Genomic DNA, 20,650 nt, shown 5'->3' with positions numbered 1-20,650 from the left:
GGTTAGGATATCGGTTAAAATCTCATGCCTTAACTGCGATACACTAAAAACCTATTTTAATTTTTTATCAGTCGTTGAATTTCATCCAATTTCAGTAATGCCTCTACAGGAGTCAAAGCGTTTACATCCAAATTATTTAGCGTATCACGAATTTTAACTAACACGGGATCATCAATCGCGAACATTTGTAACTGGTAAGCTTGATTTTGTACTTTCTTAATACTATCCTTTATGCTCTGCCCTTCCGTCCTATCGATCTCCAGTTTTTTCAATATCTCGTTTGCTCTTCCAATCAGTTTCGGCGGCATGCCGGCCATTTTAGCCACATGGATACCAAAACTATGTTCACTCCCACCCGGAACTAATTTTCTTAGGAAAATAACTTTATTGGTCATTTCCTTAACGGAAACATTGAAATTTTTAATGCGTGGCATTGTATTAGCCAGTTCATTCAGTTCATGATAATGCGTAGCAAACAAAGTTTTAGGGCGAGAAGTGGGATGCTGGTGTAAAAACTCAGCTATAGCCCATGCAATAGAAATACCATCGTAAGTGCTTGTTCCACGACCAATTTCATCCAGCAAAATCAAACTGTTATCTGAAATATTATTTAAGATACTGGCTGTTTCATTCATTTCCACCATGAAAGTACTTTCGCCAGATGAGATATTATCAGATGCGCCTACGCGGGTAAAAATTTTATCCACCAAACCTACATCAGCAGCTTTTGCAGGTACAAAACTTCCCATTTGAGCCATTAAAACAATTAGCGCAGTTTGCCTTAGAATCGCCGATTTACCGGCCATGTTTGGTCCGGTGATCATGATAATCTGTTGCGAGTCACTGTCCAGATAAACATCATTCGTAATATATTCCTGCCCTACAGGCAATTGCTTTTCGATTACCGGATGGCGACCACCTTTAATATCAAGAACTTTATCTTTGTTTACTGTAGGTTTAACGTAATGATTTTTTTCAGCCAATTGGGCGAAACATAATAGGCAATCGAGTTGTGCAATTAAAAATGCGTTAAGCTGAATAGGTTTAATGTAACCTGCAGTTTCATACATTAGCTCATTATACAACCGAATCTCAATGGCCTGGATCTTTTCTTCAGCTCCTAAAATCTGTTCTTCATATTCTTTTAGCTCAGGTGTGATATAACGCTCCGCATTAACTAACGTTTGTTTGCGAATCCAGCCCTCCGGAACCTTGTCTTTATGGGTATGGGTAACTTCCAGATAATACCCAAAAACATTGTTAAAAGATATTTTTAGCGATGGAATACCGGTAGCTTCCGCCTCCCGCTTCTGTATTTGAACCAAATAATCTTTACCACCAAAAGCAATTTTACGTAATCGGTCCAAATCTTCATCAACACCATCACTAATCACGTTTCCCTTCACCAATAATGCTGGTGGTTCAGGCTGAAGTTCTCGCTCTATTCTCTCGCGTATAGCCAAACAAGGATTCAGCTGGTCGGCAATTTTAATAAGAAAGGTGTTTTTAGAGTTCGCTGCGAGATTTTTCACAGCCTCTATATGAATTAAAGCTCGCTTTAACGCCACCAATTCCCTCGGACCAACACGTTGCAAACCCACTTTAGAAATCAGTCTTTCGATGTCGCCAATCTGTTTGATATGGGTTAAAAATTCTTGCTGAATTTCCTCATTTTTTACAAAAAAATCTACCATGCCCAAACGTTCCTCTATGGGTTTCAGCTCCTTTAATGGCATAATAATCCATTTTTGAAGTAAGCGAGCACCCATTGGTGTAGAAGTATGATCGAGAATATCGAATAGTGTGACGGCATTATCATTGGCAGAATTTACCAATTCCAGATTTCGGATAGTAAACCGATCCAGCCACATGTATCGGTCTTCTTCAATCCGGCTAATGGAAGTAATGTGCTGTAAATTGCGGTGCTCTGTTTCACCCAGATAATGCAAAACAACCCCGGCAGCAACGATGCCACTTTGCAGCCGCTCAATTCCGAAACCTTTAAGTGAAGCTACATCAAAATGTTTGGTTAGGGTTTCTTCTGCGTAATCAGAAGTATAAGGCCACTCATCCAGGCCGAAAGTATAAAACCGATCGCCAAATTGCTCTAAAAAATTTTGGCGTTTTGATTTCTGAAAAATTACCTCCGTCGGTTTAAAACCTTGTAAAAGTTTGTCGATATAATCGCCATTTCCCTGAGCAATTAAAAACTCACCGGTCGAAATATCTAAAAATGAAATGCCAATCTGTGTTTTATCAAAAAAAACTGAAGCTAAATAATTATTAGATTTTTGATTAACAATATTGTCGCCATAAGCAACTCCCGGCGTAACCAATTCGGTAACACCACGTTTAACGATTGTTTTGGTGGCTTTTGGGTCTTCTAATTGGTCGCAAATAGCCACCCTTTGCCCTGCTCTAACTAATTTCGATAGGTAATTGTCTAAAGAATGATGGGGAAAACCGGCTAATTCCAAAGCACCTCCATTCGGACCAGTGCCTCTTCGGGTTAAAACGATTCCTAAAATTTGAGCGGTTTTTATGGCATCTTCGCCAAATGTTTCGTAAAAATCTCCAACCCTAAAAAGTAAAAGTGCACCTGGATACTTCGCTTTAATGGCGTTGTATTGTTGCATTAACGGGGTTTCTTTATTCGTGTCTTTAGCCAAAACTGAAATTAATTTGCAAAAGCTATAAAGATAGCACGATTACGCATTTTACCGCTGTTTTGTTGAAAAGTTGAAAGATTGTTATTTATTTACCAGGCATTAAAATCGAATATTTAATAATTAGTAGAAAAACATGGGTTCTGCACTTTTTTGTTACTCCAGTCCTGCTATCCACTTTACTCCGTTGCACTCCGTGTTCGTTCCTATCAGGTTTATAAACAAAGTTAGCTCAAAGCCAAACACTTAAAAATTAAACGGGGATATTAAAAACGTTTCTTTACATTCTATGTTATTCCTATATAGTTTAACCTAATTTTTTAATTATGACGATTCAACTGAATACTGACAAAAACCTAACCATACACCAGGAATACGAAGACAAAATCAAAGGCTTAATTAATGATGGCTTATCTAGATTTGATGATTTAATTACCCGTTTGGAAGTTCATTTATCAGATGAAAATGGTAGCAAAGATGGTTTAGATGATAAGCGTTGTTTATTAGAAGCCAGAATTTCGGGCAAAGAACCTATTGCAGTTACGAATTTAGGTAATAACTATGATCTAGCCCTTAGCGGTGCAATAAATAAATTGAAGAGCAAGTTGGAAACCATAGCCGGAAAACTAAAATCACATTAAAAGCGAAAGGCAATCCTTAACCCGGATTGCCTTTTTTTAACATTTATATTTTGCTTGAAACAGAATGACAATCATTTAAACTGGCTCTTTTTCTAAATGCTCAATATATTCTAAAAACAATTTCATGGCCTTTTTTCGATCTGCTGTTACTTCGAATTGAAGTTTGCGATATAAATAATCTTCCAGGTCAAAATTCTCAACTGGAGGCAAGTCCTTTAATACCTCTTGTCTATGGTTTAAGCCGAGTTTTAGGGCAGCATTAAATTCAGCTTTAAATTCCTGAGATATTTCTTTGTTCGACACCCATGCAGCATACATAAATGGTAAGCCAGTAAAGTTTTTCCACTCCTGGCCCATATCGTAAGCAAAAGCGAAATCATCCTTTTTGCCGAAAGTTCTATCGCCGATTAAAACAATTGCATCAGTTTTTGCATTAGCATCTGTGGTAAATTCTACTTCTTTATTCCAATAAAATTTAAGCAGAACTTTAGCCAGATTATTTGACGTTCTGGAATGGGAATCTAATCGCAGCGTTTTAATTTCTTCAACTGGAACATTGCTGAAAATGAATACTGAATTTACAGCACCATCGCTACCAATACAATAATCTGCCACGATATTTGCATTTGGAACCAACGGAATAGCAGCTACAGGCATTAAACCTATATCTACTTGACCACTAATTACTTTGGCAGCGCAATCTGAAGGGATATCTAAACTTAAATCAATCTTATTGATGATCTCAGAATGTTGTAATCCGTATATAAAAGCTTTGGTGTTGGTGTAAGCAACAGCCGATATTTTAATCTTACTCAAGGTATTTAATTGATTTGTGCTATGTGTTTGGCATGAAGCAAATTATCCGATAACTAAACCATCCAAATGAACGGCACTATTAAATTCGAGAACGGTAAATTTCCCGTCTTCGAATCCTAGTTTATACAAAACAGTATTCTGATGTGGAAATTCGGTCATCTCACTTAATGGTTTGTTGAGCAATAGACAAAGGAAAACACGCATTGCCCTTCCATGCATGCAAAGTAAAACAGTTTCTTCATCTGGCCGGGTTGACAAAACTTCCATAGGCTGTTTTAAACGTTCATAAACATCCTGAACACTCTCCCCGCCGTCAAAATGAGCGGTGTAATCACCAGTTTGCCAGGTTTCCAGCATTTCACGAAAAGCTTCCCGAGCGGCTTCAGAGTTTGGTTTTCCTTCCCAAACGCCCCAGGCTAATTCATCCAAACCAGAAAGTCTTTCCCAGGGTAAACCAGAATCAATAAATTTTTGAACTGTTTGCCAGGTCCGTTTCAAATCAGATGTATATATTTTATCGAAAGAAATGTCCTTGTATTTTTGATAAAAGGCTTCTGCCTGCGCTCTGCCCGTATCATTTAAATCAGAATTTATACCTCTGCCTTGTACTATTCCTTGTCTGTTGAGTTCCGTTTCGCCATGGCGGATAATATAAATTTGCTTCATTTAATTATTGAATTTTGAATTAGAGAATGATAGAATTTTGGATTGTGAATTTTTCACTCATTCAAAACTCATTCATTCAAAATTAATTTACGACTGGTAATTTATAATACTGTGGTTTCTTTTCTTCCTCGAAAACAACATCTTCAAAATCGGTAACTACATTATATAAAGTATCGCGTTCTATGGCTTTTCGGCCAACTTGTTTAATAAGATTAACCAACTCCCTTGTACTCATTGCAGGTGTTTGCTCTTCAGCGCCAGCCATTGAATAAATTTTTGTGGTATCATCTAAGGTGCCATCAATATCATCAACTCCATAATTTAAAGATAACTGTGCAGTTTCCCGACTAATCATTGCCCAATAGGCTTTAATGTGGTCGAAGTTATCCATGTAAATACGGGCAATGGCGTAGTTTCTCAAATCCTCAATTACTGATGACTCGGCAACATTGCTCATCTGGTTGTGTTGGTTACGGAATTTTAACGGGATAAAGGTTTGGAAGCCGCCTGTTCTATCTTGTAACTGACGAAGTTTTTCCATATGGTCTACTCGGTGTTCGAATTTCTCGATATGACCATAAAGCATTGTTGCATTACTTCTCATACCTAATTTATGCCATTCCTCATGTATCGCCAACCATTGCTCACCTGTACATTTATCCTTCGCAATTTGCTCACGGATTTCAGGATGAAAAATTTCAGCACCGCCTCCTGGCATAGATTGCAGACCAGCCTCTTTCATTAATTTCATGCCTGTAGCATAGTCAATTTTCGCTTTCTTGAAAATATAATGGTACTCAACAGGTGTTAATGCTTTCACATGCAAATCAGGCCGATGTTCTTTAATCGCGGTAAACAAAGCTGAGTAGAATGCCACATCATATTGAGGCAAAACGCCTCCCACGATGTGAACTTCTGTTACTGGTTCATCATCATATTTTTTAACAATGTCCAGCATTTGTTCCATCGTCAATGCCCAACCCTTCTTCTTTCTGTTTAATCAAGCGGGAATAGGAGCAAAACTTACAATCGTAAACGCAAAGATTGGTAGGCTCTAAATGGAAATTACGATTGAAGTAAGTTATGTCGCCATGCTTTTCTTCGCGAATGAAATTGGCAAGAACGCCCAAATAGCCCAATTCTGCATGCTCGTATAGGTATACGCCCTCACTAAAAGTAATACGCTCTTTGTTGAGGACTTTGTGTGCAATGTTTTGTAGTTCAGTTGATAATGAAGTATCAGCTAATATTTTTTCAACTTGTTCAGTTGTATTCATTCCTGATTTTATTTTGAACAAAAATACAATATTGAGGCGATTTGAAAATCATTTTCTTGTAACAAAGGAAAAGTTCATTATTAGTCTGCAGCCAAACTAAAATCCTTTAAAACTTAACCTATTAACTATAAAACAACTAAACCAATAAAAAAAGCACCTCTTTTCAAAGGTGCTTTGGATATGATGTTTTTCGTAGGTAGTTAGTTTCTAGTTTACTGCCGGAGAAAACGTTAATACGATATTAGCTGTTTTTCCGCCGAATTCGATAGGCGACTTCATGACCATATTGCCTTTAGAAAGTTGTGTTAAAACTAAACGGTAACCTTCAGTAACATTTTTGGCTTTATCACCTTCATAGATTTTTTTGAACTGGAAAGTCTCGTCAGCAGGTGTAGCCGACCAGAAGATGGTTTGCATTACTGCGCCACAAGTGCTTGATGCAGGTAACGTATAAGACCCGTTTCCGCTATTGGTTAATTTCCATGTACTGCCCTGGAAACATTTGTATGATTTCTCTCCAAATAAACCTTGAACAGCCTGATCAGGTAAACCCTCTAATGCTACATTGTTTAATACCCAGGTGCCGGTGATTGTACCTCTACCGCCATTAATGCCTGATGCAGCATTTTTAGTTGATGAACAACTTTGTAACATTAGTAAAGTAGAACATGCTATTGCGATAGCTATAAATAATCTTTTCATTTTAGTTTAATTTTATTTTCGGAAACTGATTACATAAATCTTGCCAAAACAATTACGAAGCTTAAATTAGCGGCGAATTATTAAATTGCATTGCAGTTCACCTGCATCAAAATCAAATCATCATGAAACCCGAAACCCTTGCTATTCACGCTTCTAATCTGGTTAAAAATATCACCGGAGATGTAACTCCACCTATCAACTTATCTACAACTTTTTTTCGTGATGAAAATGGAGGTTATCCTGGTGGGCACATGTATAGTCGTGTAAGCAACCCCAACCGGTCTGCTTTAGAAAACACTGTAGCTAAATTGGAGTACGGAGAAGATGCTGCAGCTTTTGCTTCTGGAAATAATTGCGGTATGAGTTTGTTTCAGGCGTTGAAGCCTGGAAGTCACATCATCGCTCCTGATGATATGTACTGGGGAATTAAAAAACAGCTTTTAACCATTTTTAATGAAATACTCGAATTTGATTTTGTTGATCAAACAGACCTGGATTTAATCAAATCGAGTATAAAACCAAACACTCAATTAATCTGGATTGAAACACCATCAAACCCTTTACTAAAGGTTACAGATATTGAAGAAATTGGGAAAATAGCGAAACAAAACAATATTACATTTGCTTGCGATAGCACCTTTGCCTCTCCTATTTTACAAAACCCCATCTTGCTTGGAGCTGATATAGTGATGCACAGCAGTACAAAATATTTGGGTGGTCATAGTGATGTTCTTGGGGGCATTTTAGTAACCGCTAAAAAGGATGAACTTTGGGAAAGAGTTAAAAATATTCAACAAACGGGTGGAGCGGTTCCATCACCGTTTGATTGTTATTTACTGTGTAGAAGTATAAAAACCCTGGCTTACCGCATGAAGGGCCATTGCGAAAATGGGAAATTAGTTGCCCAGTATTTGGTTAATCATCCGAAAGTTGAAGCCGTTTTTTTTCCTGGATTAGCAACACACCCGCAACATGAAATTGCTAAAAAGCAAATGAAAGATTTCGGTGGAATGATGTCTTTCCTGGTTAAAGGTGATGTGGAGGAGACTAGTAGAGTGGTAAATAGCGTCAAATTATTTGCCCAGGCCACCAGTTTAGGCGGTGTAGAAAGTTTAATTGAGCACCGTTATTCGGTTGAAGGACCTGATAGTAAGACACCTAAAAACTTGCTGAGGATTTCTGTCGGTTTGGAGCATGTTGATGATATTATTGCTGACTTAGAACAGGCGCTGGGCTGATGGTAATAAGTTTTTCCTAATAGACAAACCAGTGCGAGGCAGGAAGCAATCTTACAATGAAGGTTATAAAAAACAATCGTTAACCCGATTACAGCGATAGTTACCGGTTTTTCATCTGGGCTATAGTAAAAAGCGGGACTGAGAATTCCCAAGTTACAGTCCCATTAATTTTCAGATCTATTCAGCGTACAAACAGTAAAAATTAGTAATATCATTTCGATTCCTTTCCGCTTTCTTTTAATAGATTCGAATAGGTTGTACTAGTTTTAAATTATTAAAATGCTTCTCAAAAAAATTGGCAATTGCATTGGGTTTACTATAAACTTTTAAACTCACAATAGAAATTTCAATTTTACCTTACCACCGCGAGTTAAAAAATCAAAATTTAATTTTGTTGTTTGAAATTTAATTCAGACATTTGAAATATTATTTGGTGAATCGCTAAATAAAAGTCAATCTTAATCGGATTGATTTATAAAGAAGTGGCGAGAGACAGGCTCCGCGACCCACTGGCAACCCTCAGAGAGAGAAGGTGCCAATTCCTGACCGGATGACATGGTGTTATCTGGAGATATAAATTATAACTGATGAATACGTTAAATTTTCCATCGCAAAGCGAGCCTAACTCAATCTTCAAAAAAATAGAAACTTCTTCTATTTCATTGATTTGTTGTGATATGCAGGCGATTACTTGTATGTGCTGTTGCATACAGTAATTTAAAAATCTTCCACTTTTGTTGCCTTTTCAAATTGGAAGGTCCTGATTGATCAGGATACGCCATTAATCAGACGATCAAAATATTATGGTTTTATTATCAGATTTTGATCACCCAAGCATTTAAATATTCACACCATTAATCACTTAAAAAATGTCAACATCATATAAATTTGAAACTTTGCAATTACATGCTGGTCAGGAAATTGATCCAACAACAGGTTCAAGGGCTGTGCCGATTTACCAAACTACATCTTACGGTTTTAATAGTGCAGAGCATGGCGCAAATTTATTTGCATTAAAAGAATTTGGTAATATTTATACCCGGCTAATGAATCCAACGACCGATGTTTTTGAGAAAAGAATCGCAGCATTGGAAGGTGGCGTTGCAGCGTTAGCCACGGCATCAGGTCAGGCGGCTCAGTTCATCGCATTGCATAACATTCTTGAGGCCGGTGACAGTATTGTTTCATCAACCCATATTTATGGCGGAACTTACAACCAGTTTAAAGTAGCCTTTAAACGTTTAGGCATTCATGTTGACTTTGCAAATCCTGATGTGCCAGAAGAATTTGAGCAAAAAATTACAGACAAAACCAAAGCCATCTATTTGGAAACGATTGGTAACCCTGCTTTCAGCATTCCTGATTTTGAAAAAATCGCTGCAATTGCCAAGAAATACGATATCCCATTTATTGTTGATAATACTTTCGGTGCCGGTGGATATTTATTTAAGCCACTTGAGCATGGTGCCAACATTGTAGTAGAATCGGCCACAAAGTGGATTGGCGGCCATGGGACCAGCATTGGCGGTGTAATTGTTGATGGTGGTAACTATAACTGGGGCAACGGGAAATTTCCGCAGTTTAGCGAACCATCTGAAGGTTATCACGGATTGATTTTTAACGATGTTTTTGGTATTGGCGGACCTTTTGGAAACATACAATTTATTATTAGGGCCCGTGTAGAAGGTTTAAGAGATTTGGGTCCTGCCCTTTCGCCCTTTAATTCATTTCTATTATTACAAGGCTTAGAAACTTTATCACTTCGGGTGCAACGTCATGTAGACAACGCTTTGGAGCTGGCGACATGGTTAGAAAATCATCCATTAGTTAAAGAAGTGCATTACCCAGGCTTGGCGAGCAGTAAATACAATAACTTGGCAAAAAAATATTTAAGCAACGGTTTCGGTGGTGTTTTATCTTTTGAGTTAAATGGTACGAAAGAAAATGCTACACAAGTTATCGATCATTTAAAACTGGTTACTCACCTGGCAAATGTTGGCGACGCCAAAACGCTGATTATTCAGCCATCGGCCACTACGCACCAGCAGTTGAGTGAAGCCGAACAATTGGCGGCAGGCGTAAAACCAAATGCATTGAGGGTATCGGTTGGCATTGAGCATATCGATGATATTAAAGCAGATTTTGAGCAGGCATTTGCTGCCATCGGAACTCACGCAACTGCAGAAAGTTTACAAGCTTAAAAACCAGATTTTAGTTACGACAATACGATTTTATAATGAGCACAGCTTCAACATATAGTTATCCCAAACAATTTAAATTAGAAAACGGAAAAAAAATTCGCAACCTGCAAATTGCTTATCAAACCTTTGGTAAGTTAAATGCTAATAAAGATAATGTAATTTGGGTTTGCCATGCTTTAACTGCAAATGCCGATGTTTTTGAATGGTGGGAAGGTTTGTTTGGTCCAAATGCATTATTCAACCCTCAGGAGCATTACGTTATTTGTGCAAATGTTTTAGGTTCAAATTACGGAACAACAAATCCTTTAAGTAAAAATCCGGTAACGGGTCAGCCATATTTTCTGTCATTCCCACAGTTTACCATTCGCGATTTTGTATCAGCACATCAGCTACTGGCGAATCATCTGGGAATTGACAACATCAAACTTTTAATTGGCGGTTCTTTAGGCGGTCAGCAAGCTGTAGAATGGGGAATTACTGAACCGAACAGGATTGAAAACCTCATTCTTGTTGCAACAAATGCTGTTCATTCTCCATGGGGAATTGCTTTTAACGAGAGTCAGCGATTAGCGATCACAACGGATAGAACTTTTTATGCCAACAAACCAGATGGTGGCAGTAAAGGTTTGAAAACTGCTCGTAGCATTGCGCTTTTAAGCTACCGAACCTATAGCGCTTATGGTAATACACAAGTCGAAAGTGTAAATGATAAAACAGATCACTTCAGGGCATCATCTTACCAAAATTACCAGGGAGAAAAATTAATAAATCGCTTTAATGCTTATAGTTACTATTATTTAACTAAAGCGATGGATAGCCACAATGTTGGCCGGAATCGTAAATCGATAGCCGAAGCTTTGAAGCTCATAAAGGCGAACACCTTAGTAATTGGTATCGAAAATGATTTCCTTTTTCCGGTTTCTGAGCAGAAATATTTAGCTGATCATATCACTGACGCCGAGTTTGCAGCCATACATTCTGAATATGGTCACGATGGCTTCCTAATTGAAACGAATGCTTTGACGAACATCATCGGAAATTTCATCAAAGAAAGCAGAAACAAAAAGATTATTAAGTTGCAACATACTGCCTAAGTCAAAAGCTCAAAGCAGAAAGACTAAATTAAACATAACAAAATTTGACAGCGAACACTCAAGCATTTAATCTTGATACTCGCTACTTGATACTATAAAATACCATGAGTAAAAATTTAAAAATCGGATTATTTGGTTTCGGAGTAGTTGGCCAGGGTTTACTGGATATTATCCAAAGTCAAAACCTCAATCTCGAAATCATTAAAATAGCAATTAAGGACCCAAGAAAGAAACGTACCCTTAACAAAGATTTGTTCACTACCGATAAAAATGAAATCCTGAATAATACGGAAATCAATACGATAGTAGAACTCATTAATGATGCTGATGCGGCTTACGATATCGTGACGACTGCATTAAAAAATGGGAAAAATGTGGTTTCTGCCAATAAAAAAATGATTGCCACACACCTGAAAGAACTTGTAGACTTGCAACAGAAACATGGCACTTCGCTACTCTATGAAGGTGCTGTTTGTGGCAGTATTCCAATTATCAGAAATCTCGAAGAATATTATGATAATGAGCTTTTCCATGCCTTAAGCGGTATCTTTAATGGTTCTTCAAATTATATTTTATCAAAGATTTTCAATGAAAATCAAAGTTACAATTCAGCATTAAAAGAAGCTCAGGATTTAGGTTTCGCTGAAACAGATCCAATTTTAGATGTTGGAGGTTACGATCCGAAATATAAACTAGCCATTGCAACAGCTCATGCTTATGGCTTGTTCGTTAATCCGGATGCAATATTGAACATTGGGATTCAAAATCTTTCTCAGCATGATATTAAATATGCTCGTGAAAAAAACTTTAAGATTAAGTTGGTTCCAACGGCTCGAAAAGTCAATACGAAAGATATCGTGACTTATGTGTTGCCCAAACTGGTAGCTAAAGATGATTTTCTTTACAATGTAGAAAACGAATACAATGCGGTAACCGTTCAGGCAGCTTTTGCTGATAAGCAGTTTTTCTTTGGAAAAGGTGCAGGTGGCCACCCAACAGGTGCTGCCGTACTTTCTGATATCGCGGCGCTACGTTATGATTATCGCTATGAATATAAAAAATACCATTCTGAAAATGGTGTGAAACATACCGAAGATATTTTATTGGAAGTTTACTTACGCTATGCCGATGAAGACTTAATCAGCTTGCTGGAATTTGACAATATTAGCGAACGTTACGCAGCCAGTGAGTATAAGTATGTAATTGGTACCGTAAAATTGGAAAGCTTAATTAGAAACCGTGATTTGCTTTTAGATCAGGATGTATTTGTGGCTTACACGGGCAGACAGATCTACAAGCAGGAACAAGTTGCAGAAAACGTATACGCAGCTGAATTGGCTGTACTTTAAGATTTTTTAAGGTTAATTTTTTTATTTGTTTTGTTGTTAAGCACAAAGGTCGGAGCGATTCCGACCTTTTGCGTTAAAATTTTAACCTCTTCCTGCCATTTCTGTTAGTTTTCTGGCTAAATCTTTACCAAGGTATCCATCAATAATGGCATGTACCACATACAATATTGGCGTCATTAAAATTGCTACGACGAATTTATAGGTGTAGTTAACCAAACCAATAGCGGCAACCATTTGCCAGCTGTAATGATATTGGGGATTTAAATAGAAGGCGATGAAAATTACAACAAAGCTATCAATGAGTTGAGAAACTACCGTTGAGCCGGTTGCCCTTAACCATAGCGATTTCTCTCCTGTTATTTTTTTTATGCGATGAAAAATAAGGACATCGGCAAGTTGCCCAACAATAAAAGCAACGATTGAACCGACTATAATCCACATACCCTGGCCGAAGATACCTGCAAAGGCGTTGTTCATATTCAAATCTTCTCCATTTATATTTTGATGTACCCAAAAATCGGCAGCACTTAAATGCATCGAACCCCACACCACTAAAAAGGCAAACGCTATTAATATTGATGTAAGAATTGATAGGAACCGGACTTGCTTTACGCCAAAATACTCATTGATGATATCCGTCATGATGAAAATAATGGGCCAGGTAAGCACTCCAGCCGACATCACAAATGATAAATTTGGAACGCCAAACAAATTGATATCAAACTTTTTAAATCCCAGAGTTTCTTCAACGCTGAATAATTTAACCCCAATAAATTCTGATAATATTGCATTTGCCACAAAAAAACTTCCCAGAATGAGAAGTAAACGGCTTTCTTTAGTTTTAAAAGTCATAGCGCATAAATCTAAAGATAAATCAAATCAGAATGATGTTTTTAGGTGTAAAATTTCACTGTCGATACCTTTTGACAATCATTCGACCTTAAAAATAGTTTAAGAACTTAAATCTCCCAATCTTTGCGCACGGAATTACTATAACATGGCTAATAAACAACACTTCTTTCTAATCCTCATTTTAGGTTCACTTGCAGCGCTTGGACCTTTTTCAATTGATATGTACCTGCCAGGTTTTGTAGATATTGCCAATGATTTAAAGAGTTCTGAATCTACAGTTGCGTTGTCGCTATCTAGTTTCTTTATTGGTATATCTGCTGGTCAGCTTTTATATGGTCCGCTACTTGATAAGTTTGGCCGTAAAAAGCCACTTTATTTTGGTTTGGTACTTTATATTATCGCATCGTTTTTATGTTTGGCTGTTACAGATGTGAACCAATTGATTGTTTTGCGCTTTGTACAAGCCATAGGAAGTTGCGCAACTGCGGTTGCTTCGGTAGCAATGGTTCGCGATTTATTTTCGGTAGAAGAAAGTCCAAAAGTGTTTGCCTCACTGATGTTGGTTATTGCTGTTTCGCCAATGCTTGCTCCAACTGCCGGCGGTTATTTGATAGCTGCACTGGGCTGGAAATATGTTTTTGTTTTCTTAGGGTTTATGGCGATCTTGATATTGCTAGCCTCAATTTTCAAATTACCAGAAAGCTACAAGCCCGATCCGAATTATTCTTTAAAACCAAAGCCAATTCTGAACAGTTTTTTAACAGTTTTAAAAGAGCCTCAATTTTCTACCTATGCATTAATTAGCTCGATCACCTTTTCTGGTTTATTTGCTTATGTTTCTTCTTCACCACAAGTTTTTATGAAAATTTATGAAGTGAGCAAAACAGGCTACGGATGGATATTTGCATTATTATCCGTATTTTTTATTGGTTCGAGTCAAATTAACAGTTTAATTTTAAAGTGGTTTACCAGTAAGCAAATTGTAACCTGGGCATTACTGGCACAGTGTGTTTTCAGTTTAATATTTCTGATGTTCGCTTTAAACGAGTGGCTAAACTTATATTCAACAATAGCATTTATTGCATTATTTTTATGCTGTTTAGGCTTTATTAATCCAAATGCAGCAGCTTTATCTTTGGCGCCATTTAGCAAAAACGCAGGTAGTGCCTCTGCGCTAATGGGTGCATTACAAATGGGATTGGGTGCATTGGCATCTGTAATGGTAAGTTTGTTTAGCGAACACTCGGTAGTTCCGATGCCGTTGGTAATGACTGCTGCAGCATTTACGGCCCTGATTTGCTTGTTAATCGGAAAAAGATTTATCAAAACAGAAATCGAGGCATCTGCGGATGTCGCTGTGGCGGGACATTAACTAAATTTAATTGCGTTCCGTTTGATATGTTAGTGTTCGACTTATAGTGTTATAAACGCAGACTAATCCTGTTTTTCAATATGCTTGTTTTCAAATCAGACGAATGAAAACCTGGTAATTTATTCCTTAAGGTTTTTTTTGCTATTTTCGCTTATAACATGTTGAATATACAATCGAAACTTCCAGGCGTAAGTACTACCATTTTCTCGGTAATGTCTAAACTTGCGGCAGAACATAATGCCATTAATTTATCTCAGGGTTTCCCGGATTATCCCTGCGATCCAAAACTAACTGAGTTGGTGAATAAAGCCATGAAGGATGGCTACAACCAGTACGCACCAATGCCGGGTAATAATTTTTTGAAAGAAACCATTGCTGAAAAAGTAGCTAAACTTTACCAGGTAGAATATAATCCCGACACTGAAATTACAGTTACTGCCGGTGGAACACAGGCCATATTTACAGCTTTAGCAGCTATAATAAATCCGGGCGATGAAGTAATAATTTTTGAACCTGCTTATGATAGCTATGCACCTACCATTAAACTTTTAGGTGGCTTAGTTAAAACCTATGAACTTGCGCCCCCTAACTATGGTATAGATTGGGATATGGTAAAAAAGCTGTTCACTTCGAGTACAAGGATGATTATTTTGAATTCTCCCCAAAACCCGACAGGTAGTATTTTATCAGAAGAAGATATGAAAGCGCTCATCAAGCTGATCAACGGAACGGATATTTTAATCCTCAGCGATGAAGTTTATGAGCACTTAATTTTTGATGACCAGAAGCACAAAAGCGTAATGCTTTTTCCTGAATTAAGGGAAAGAAGTTTCGTTGTCGCATCGTTTGGAAAACTCCTACACGCTACAGGATGGAAATTAGGTTATTGCCTCGCTCCTGCTCAATTAACGAAAGAATTTAGAAAAGTACACCAATTTAATGTTTTCAGCGTTAATAGCCCGATGCAGCAAGCTATTGCAGATTATATTAAAGAACCAGGAAATTATACTGGGATAACAAGTTTTTTCGAAGAAAAACGCAATTATTTCAGAGGGCTATTGGCAGAAAGCCGGTTTGAATTACTGCCTTGTAATGGCTCGTACTTCCAGTGCGCCAGTTACCATAAAATCAGCGATGAGAAAGATACAGATTTTAGCATCAGGCTGATTAAAGAATTTGGTGTTGCCACCATCCCAGTTTCGGCATTCTACCAAAAAGCAACTGACCACAAAATCATTAGATTCTGTTTTGCCAAAGAAAATTCAACCCTCGCAATGGCCGCAGAAAAATTAAAAAATGTTTAATCATCCCGTAAAACTAAACATATGAATACACCTGTTTACACTCAAATAGAGAACCTGAAAGTTACCGTATTTCAGGCTTATCTTTTTTGGGAAAACATAGAAAAAAACTTACAAAACCTGGCCCTCCGCTTATCAATGGGTGTTCGGGAAAAGACGGATCTGATCATCTTGCCGGAAATGTTTAATAGTGGGTTTAGTATGAACTCTGAGGCTTTGGCTGAAGAAATGGGTGGCTTTACCATGCAGTGGATGCAGCAAATGGCCTATAAGTATAATTGCGTAATTACGGGCAGTTTAATCATCAAAGAAAACGGAAATTATTATAATCGTTTAATTTGGATGGAGCAGAACGGCGATCATCAATACTACGATAAACGACATTTATTTGGGTTGGGTGAAGAAGACAAAAATTTCAGTCCTGGCAAGGATAAACTCATTGTTGAACTTAAAGGATGGAAAATAAGATTAGCGGTTTGTTATGATTTACGCTTTCCCGTTTGGTTGCGTAATGTAGATGAAGAATATGATATCTTACTGCTGGTTGCAAGCTGGCCCGACAAGCGCTCATCACATTGGAAAGCTTTAATTCCGGCACGTGCAATCGAAAATCAAAGTTATGTAATCGCTGTAAACCGTGTTGGCCACGATGGTAATCAAATTTATCACAGCGGACATTCGATGTGTATCGATCCTTACGGAAGTACCGTATATTACAAGCCTGAAGACGAGGATTTATATACTTTTAGTATCAACTACGAAGAATTGATAAAAATCAGACGTCAGTTTCCATTTCTAAAAGATGCTGATAAGTTCAGCATCAGTTGAGATATCTTGATTTTTAGTCCACACAACTTAACTTTCCCAATAATTAAAAAATAGAATATCCCTAAACATGTTTAACCGTCGTAAATTTTTAAAAGCCTCTGCCCTTTCTGCGGGATTAATAGCTATTGATAAAAGCAGCATGGCTGATGCACTTCAAGCTTCAACAAAAAAAGCAGCAAGTTTTCCAATTGTTATCTCCACCTGGGATTTTGGTATTGCAGCGAATGCTGATGCCTGGAAGGTACTTTCGAAAGGAGGAAAAGCTTTAGACGCCGTTGAGCAAGGGGTTTGGGTGCCAGAGGCAGATGAAAATAACCAATCTGTAGGTTATGGTGGCTTACCGGATCGTGATGGTAAAGTAACTTTAGACGCCTGTATTATGGATGAAAATGGAAACTGCGGTGCGGTTTTGGCATTAGAACATATCAAACATCCAATTTCAGTTGCCCGTAAAGTGATGGAAAAAACACCTCACGTAATGCTCGCAGGTGATGGTGCGTTACAATTCGCATTGGAACAAGGTTTTAAAAAAGAAAATTTGCTTACCCCTTCAAGTGAAGCGGCCTGGAAAGAATGGCTCAAAACTGCGAAATATGAGCCAGTGATAAATATTGAAAACAAGCTTTATGATAAAGCAGCACCTCAGAAACTTCCAGGAAATCAATATAATCACGATACCATCGGCATGTTGGCCATTGATGCCAAAGGAAATATATCGGGTGCCTGTACCACAAGTGGCATGGCGTACAAACTGCATGGCAGAATTGGAGATAGCCCAATTATCGGTGCTGGTTTGTATGTAGATAATGAAGTAGGTGGCGCAACATCTACTGGCGTTGGCGAAGAGGTTGTTCGCAACGTAGGCTCATTTTTAGTTGTTGAGTTAATGCGACAAGGTTATGCTCCTGAAGCTGCCTGCAAAGAAGCCGTAATGCGTATCATTAAAAAGAAACCGGAAACAGCTAAAAACATTCAGGTTGGTTTTCTAGCCATCAATAAAAAAGGAGAATATGGCGCTTATGCCATCCAGCAAGGATTTAGTTATGCAGTTTGCAATGCCGAAAAGCAGGATTTGCTGATAAAAGGAAAAAGCTATTATTAACAATAACATTTCATCCCAACCAAAATTCAAAACTTAAAAATTAAAGAATGGGATTACTCTCCAAAATTTTCGGTAAAAAAAACGTAGAAGAACGTCAGGGTGAACCGGATATGATGTACGTTTCAAATGAAGATGAACGTATGAATTGGGCTATTGAAAAAGCCAACTTAACATTATGGTATTTTGAAGAGAGTTTGGAAAATCCTCAAAGTCATCAGGTTTATTTTTCCATAAAGGTAAAAATTATTGATGGTGATAATGGAGAACATATCTGGCTAACAGAACCTCACTTCGACAATGAAGGACACTTATATGGCACCATTGGAAATGAACCTGTTGATGTAAAAACAGTTAAATTAAACCAGAAAATTGGAATAGATCGAAGTATGATATCTGACTGGATGATTCTGGAAAACGGACGTTTGATTGGCGGCTACACCATCAGGGCGATAAGAGATGGCATTCCGGATAAAGATAAATCAGCCTTTGATCAAAACATAGGTTTATATATTGATGAAGGCGTTGATCATTTCAAACCCAATTTTGATACACCGGAAGGTGCAATTTTAGCATTGGAGCAGGCTTACAATGATAAAAATTTAGATGCCGCAATTGCATGCAAAGATTTTAAAGAGGAGGCCAAAATGATGCTGACTTCAACCAGTATGCCCCAGGATGCGGAAATTGTTCAGCAAATGGCCGAAGTTTTGGAGTTATCATTTGTCAATAATTTAGAGGAGCATGGCTTTCCAAATTTTACTGGTTTGCAAAGCGCTTTCATTAGAGAACGAGTAGATAATCACCACTATATCATTACTGAAATTTGTTGTTTTCCGGATGGTGGAAAATCAATCCAAAAACTGAATGTATTCAAATCAGTGAGCGGTTGGAAGGTTTTAGGACCTATTTATGAAGATTAAAACAACTTTAAAATGGCTGGAACTTTAGAAGTTTGTGCGAATGGTTACGAATCTGCTTTAAATGCCCAGATGGGTGGCGCTACCCGTGTAGAGTTTTGCGATAATTTAGCCGAAGGTGGAACTACACCAAGCTATGGACAAATTGCATTGGCAAAAAAAAATCTTAATATCGAAATTTGGCCAATCATTCGTCCACGAGGCGGAGATTTTCTTTATTCCGATCTCGAGTTTGACTTGATGAAGGAAGATATAAAGATCTTTAAATCATTAAATTGTGATGGTGTCGTGATTGGAATACTCAACCCTGATGGAACAATTGACCAGAAACGGTGTGCGGAGTTGATAGCTTTGGCAAACCCGCTGCCTGTATCGTTTCACAGGGCTTTTGACATGAGTAACGATATGAGCTTAGCCCTGGAAGACTTGATAGCACTGGGCATTGTTCGTGTGCTCTCCTCCGGTGGCGCAAATTCGGCAATTCAGGGAGCAGCAAAATTAGCACAGCTGGTAAAACAAGCCAATGGACGGATTTCGATTATGCCTGGCGCAGGAATCAATAACAACAACATTCAAGATCTCATTGAAATTTCTGGTGCTGATACGTTTCATGCATCTTGCAAAACCCATGTGTCAAGTAAAATGATATTCCGAAATAGTGAAACAAAAATGGGTAGTATTGATGATGAATACCAATATGAATTAACTAATATCGATCGCGTGAGGGCGCTTGTACACATCATTAATCACTCTTAAATCTTCGCTATTTTGAAACCTCATTACTTCCTGCTATCATCAGCTATACTTTTTCTGTTGGCTTCTTTTTTGATTTCGCCTTTCGACCTGACTTTGAATGTAGATACTTACTTTATTATTCCTGTTACTCATTTTTTGAGGTGTAGTGCAGTAGGTCTACTCTTATTTGCTGCTTTCTATAAATGCCTCAATCATTATTTAGTCTCAAAGATGTTGACCTGGATTCACGTTCTCTCTCTCCTTTTGTTCCCACTGATTATCGCCTTAATGAGTTATAGTTTTAATAAATCTCTTGCGGTAGTCGAAATTTCAGATCAAGGTACTTCAAGCTTTTTTGGGAGACACCATAGAACAAACCACATAATCCTCTCAACTTTGATTGTAATGCAGATTTTGCCAGTGCTAAATATAATATTTGGAGTGATGAACAGGCATAAAAGAAATATTAAATAGTGTGAAAATGTTTACATAATTATCTTATAATGATTTAGTTATCATATATTTTATATATTTAGATAACTAAACAATAAACTTTTATGAAAACAATCTCATCGCTATTTGTTATCGCGTTAATTTTTGCTGCTTGTCAGAATCATGACGCTAACATATCTGAAACACCTTCGTCAGATACCACAAAATATCCTTATGAATTTAAAAAAGTTCAGGAATGGGAAATAAATAAGGATGCTAAAAACGGATTAACGACACTCAATGTGATTAAATCTTTCGAGAACATGGACACCTTGGCTATGGGGAAACTTTTACACGATAGCGTTTGGTTTAATCTCGATGGTTATAGATAAGGGAACCAAATCTCAATTTTTAAAGGATGTAACCGGGGAATTTGCAAGAATGCGTAATTTAAAATCGAG

17 protein-coding genes, 1 pseudogene and 1 riboswitch are annotated in these 20,650 nt (G+C 37.6%); of the genes and pseudogenes, 12 read left to right on the top strand and 6 right to left on the bottom strand.

The genetic code is table 11. The features are described 5' to 3' along the window. Positions 1-56: 56 nt before the first annotated feature. Complete coding sequence (gene mutS, locus ON09_RS06665; protein WP_029204159.1) at positions 57-2,669, bottom strand: DNA mismatch repair protein MutS; 2,613 nt, start codon at positions 2,667-2,669, stop codon at positions 57-59. A gap of 323 nt (positions 2,670-2,992) precedes the next feature. Here mutS and ON09_RS06660 point away from each other — a divergent pair, with 323 nt between their 5' ends. Further along, the gene (locus tag ON09_RS06660) at positions 2,993-3,307 is read left to right on the top strand and encodes an HPF/RaiA family ribosome-associated protein (RefSeq protein WP_010600281.1); all 315 of its coding nucleotides are present in this window, start codon (positions 2,993-2,995) and stop codon (positions 3,305-3,307) included. 75 nt (positions 3,308-3,382) lie between these two features. On the opposite strand, the gene ON09_RS06655 is transcribed toward ON09_RS06660, so the two are convergent. The 4 genes and pseudogenes from ON09_RS06655 to ON09_RS06640 form a co-directional block, all read right to left on the bottom strand. Then, positions 3,383-4,123, bottom strand: coding sequence for a menaquinone biosynthetic enzyme MqnA/MqnD family protein (locus tag ON09_RS06655; RefSeq protein WP_010600280.1), 741 nt, complete (start codon positions 4,121-4,123; stop codon positions 3,383-3,385). Between the two features lie 42 nt (positions 4,124-4,165). Beyond that, positions 4,166-4,789: a histidine phosphatase family protein gene (locus ON09_RS06650; RefSeq protein WP_010600279.1), complete on the bottom strand. Its 624-nt coding sequence runs from the start codon at positions 4,787-4,789 to the stop codon at positions 4,166-4,168. A gap of 82 nt (positions 4,790-4,871) precedes the next feature. Beyond that, a pseudogene (mqnE, locus tag ON09_RS06645) lies at positions 4,872-6,066 on the bottom strand (aminofutalosine synthase MqnE). Positions 6,067-6,273: 207 nt separating this feature from the next. Beyond that, a complete protein-coding gene (locus tag ON09_RS06640; RefSeq protein WP_029204158.1) occupies positions 6,274-6,768 on the bottom strand; it encodes a lipocalin family protein in 495 nt (164 codons plus the stop codon). Positions 6,769-6,890: 122 nt separating this feature from the next. On the opposite strand from ON09_RS06640, the gene ON09_RS06635 reads away from it, so the two are divergent. The 4 genes from ON09_RS06635 (at position 6,891) to ON09_RS06620 (ending at position 12,650) form a co-directional block, all read left to right on the top strand. Beyond that, positions 6,891-8,006, top strand: coding sequence for a trans-sulfuration enzyme family protein (locus ON09_RS06635; RefSeq protein ID WP_010600277.1), 1,116 nt, complete (start codon positions 6,891-6,893; stop codon positions 8,004-8,006). 469 nt (positions 8,007-8,475) lie between these two features. Next, positions 8,476-8,586, top strand: a riboswitch (SAM riboswitch). Positions 8,587-8,875: 289 nt separating this feature from the next. After that, a complete protein-coding gene (locus ON09_RS06630) occupies positions 8,876-10,207 on the top strand; it encodes an O-acetylhomoserine aminocarboxypropyltransferase/cysteine synthase family protein (protein ID WP_010600276.1) in 1,332 nt (443 codons plus the stop codon). A 35-nt stretch (positions 10,208-10,242) separates the two neighbouring features. Continuing rightward, on the top strand, positions 10,243-11,301 hold the full coding sequence (locus ON09_RS06625; RefSeq protein ID WP_010600275.1) for a homoserine O-acetyltransferase family protein: 1,059 nt from the start codon (positions 10,243-10,245) through the stop codon (positions 11,299-11,301). Between the two features lie 104 nt (positions 11,302-11,405). Further along, positions 11,406-12,650, top strand: coding sequence for a homoserine dehydrogenase (locus tag ON09_RS06620; protein ID WP_010600274.1), 1,245 nt, complete (start codon positions 11,406-11,408; stop codon positions 12,648-12,650). Positions 12,651-12,731: 81 nt separating this feature from the next. Here the strand turns inward: ON09_RS06620 and ON09_RS06615 are convergent, their stop codons facing one another. Next, the gene (locus tag ON09_RS06615; protein WP_010600273.1) at positions 12,732-13,502 is read right to left on the bottom strand and encodes a queuosine precursor transporter; all 771 of its coding nucleotides are present in this window, start codon (positions 13,500-13,502) and stop codon (positions 12,732-12,734) included. Positions 13,503-13,647: 145 nt separating this feature from the next. On the opposite strand from ON09_RS06615, the gene ON09_RS06610 reads away from it, so the two are divergent. From ON09_RS06610 to ON09_RS06580, 7 genes are all read left to right on the top strand, one after another. After that, a complete protein-coding gene (locus ON09_RS06610; protein ID WP_010600272.1) occupies positions 13,648-14,874 on the top strand; it encodes a multidrug effflux MFS transporter in 1,227 nt (408 codons plus the stop codon). 158 nt (positions 14,875-15,032) lie between these two features. Then, complete coding sequence (locus tag ON09_RS06605) at positions 15,033-16,178, top strand: methionine aminotransferase (protein ID WP_010600271.1); 1,146 nt, start codon at positions 15,033-15,035, stop codon at positions 16,176-16,178. 21 nt (positions 16,179-16,199) lie between these two features. Further along, a complete protein-coding gene (locus tag ON09_RS06600) occupies positions 16,200-17,003 on the top strand; it encodes a nitrilase family protein (protein WP_010600270.1) in 804 nt (267 codons plus the stop codon). Positions 17,004-17,070: 67 nt separating this feature from the next. Then, complete coding sequence (locus ON09_RS06595) at positions 17,071-18,105, top strand: N(4)-(beta-N-acetylglucosaminyl)-L-asparaginase (RefSeq protein WP_010600269.1); 1,035 nt, start codon at positions 17,071-17,073, stop codon at positions 18,103-18,105. Positions 18,106-18,152: 47 nt separating this feature from the next. After that, positions 18,153-19,025: a YegJ family protein gene (locus ON09_RS06590; protein WP_010600268.1), complete on the top strand. Its 873-nt coding sequence runs from the start codon at positions 18,153-18,155 to the stop codon at positions 19,023-19,025. 12 nt (positions 19,026-19,037) lie between these two features. Then, complete coding sequence (locus ON09_RS06585) at positions 19,038-19,778, top strand: copper homeostasis protein CutC (protein WP_010600267.1); 741 nt, start codon at positions 19,038-19,040, stop codon at positions 19,776-19,778. 536 nt (positions 19,779-20,314) lie between these two features. Further along, positions 20,315-20,581, top strand: coding sequence for a hypothetical protein (locus ON09_RS06580; protein WP_010600266.1), 267 nt, complete (start codon positions 20,315-20,317; stop codon positions 20,579-20,581). The last annotated feature ends 69 nt before the right edge of the window (positions 20,582-20,650 follow it).

The organism is Pedobacter agri PB92 (assembly GCF_000258495.1).
Lineage (GTDB): Bacteria > Bacteroidota > Bacteroidia > Sphingobacteriales > Sphingobacteriaceae > Pedobacter > Pedobacter agri.
The sequence above is the reverse complement of the archived record's forward strand: the minus strand, read 5'-3'. Positions and strand labels throughout refer to the sequence as shown.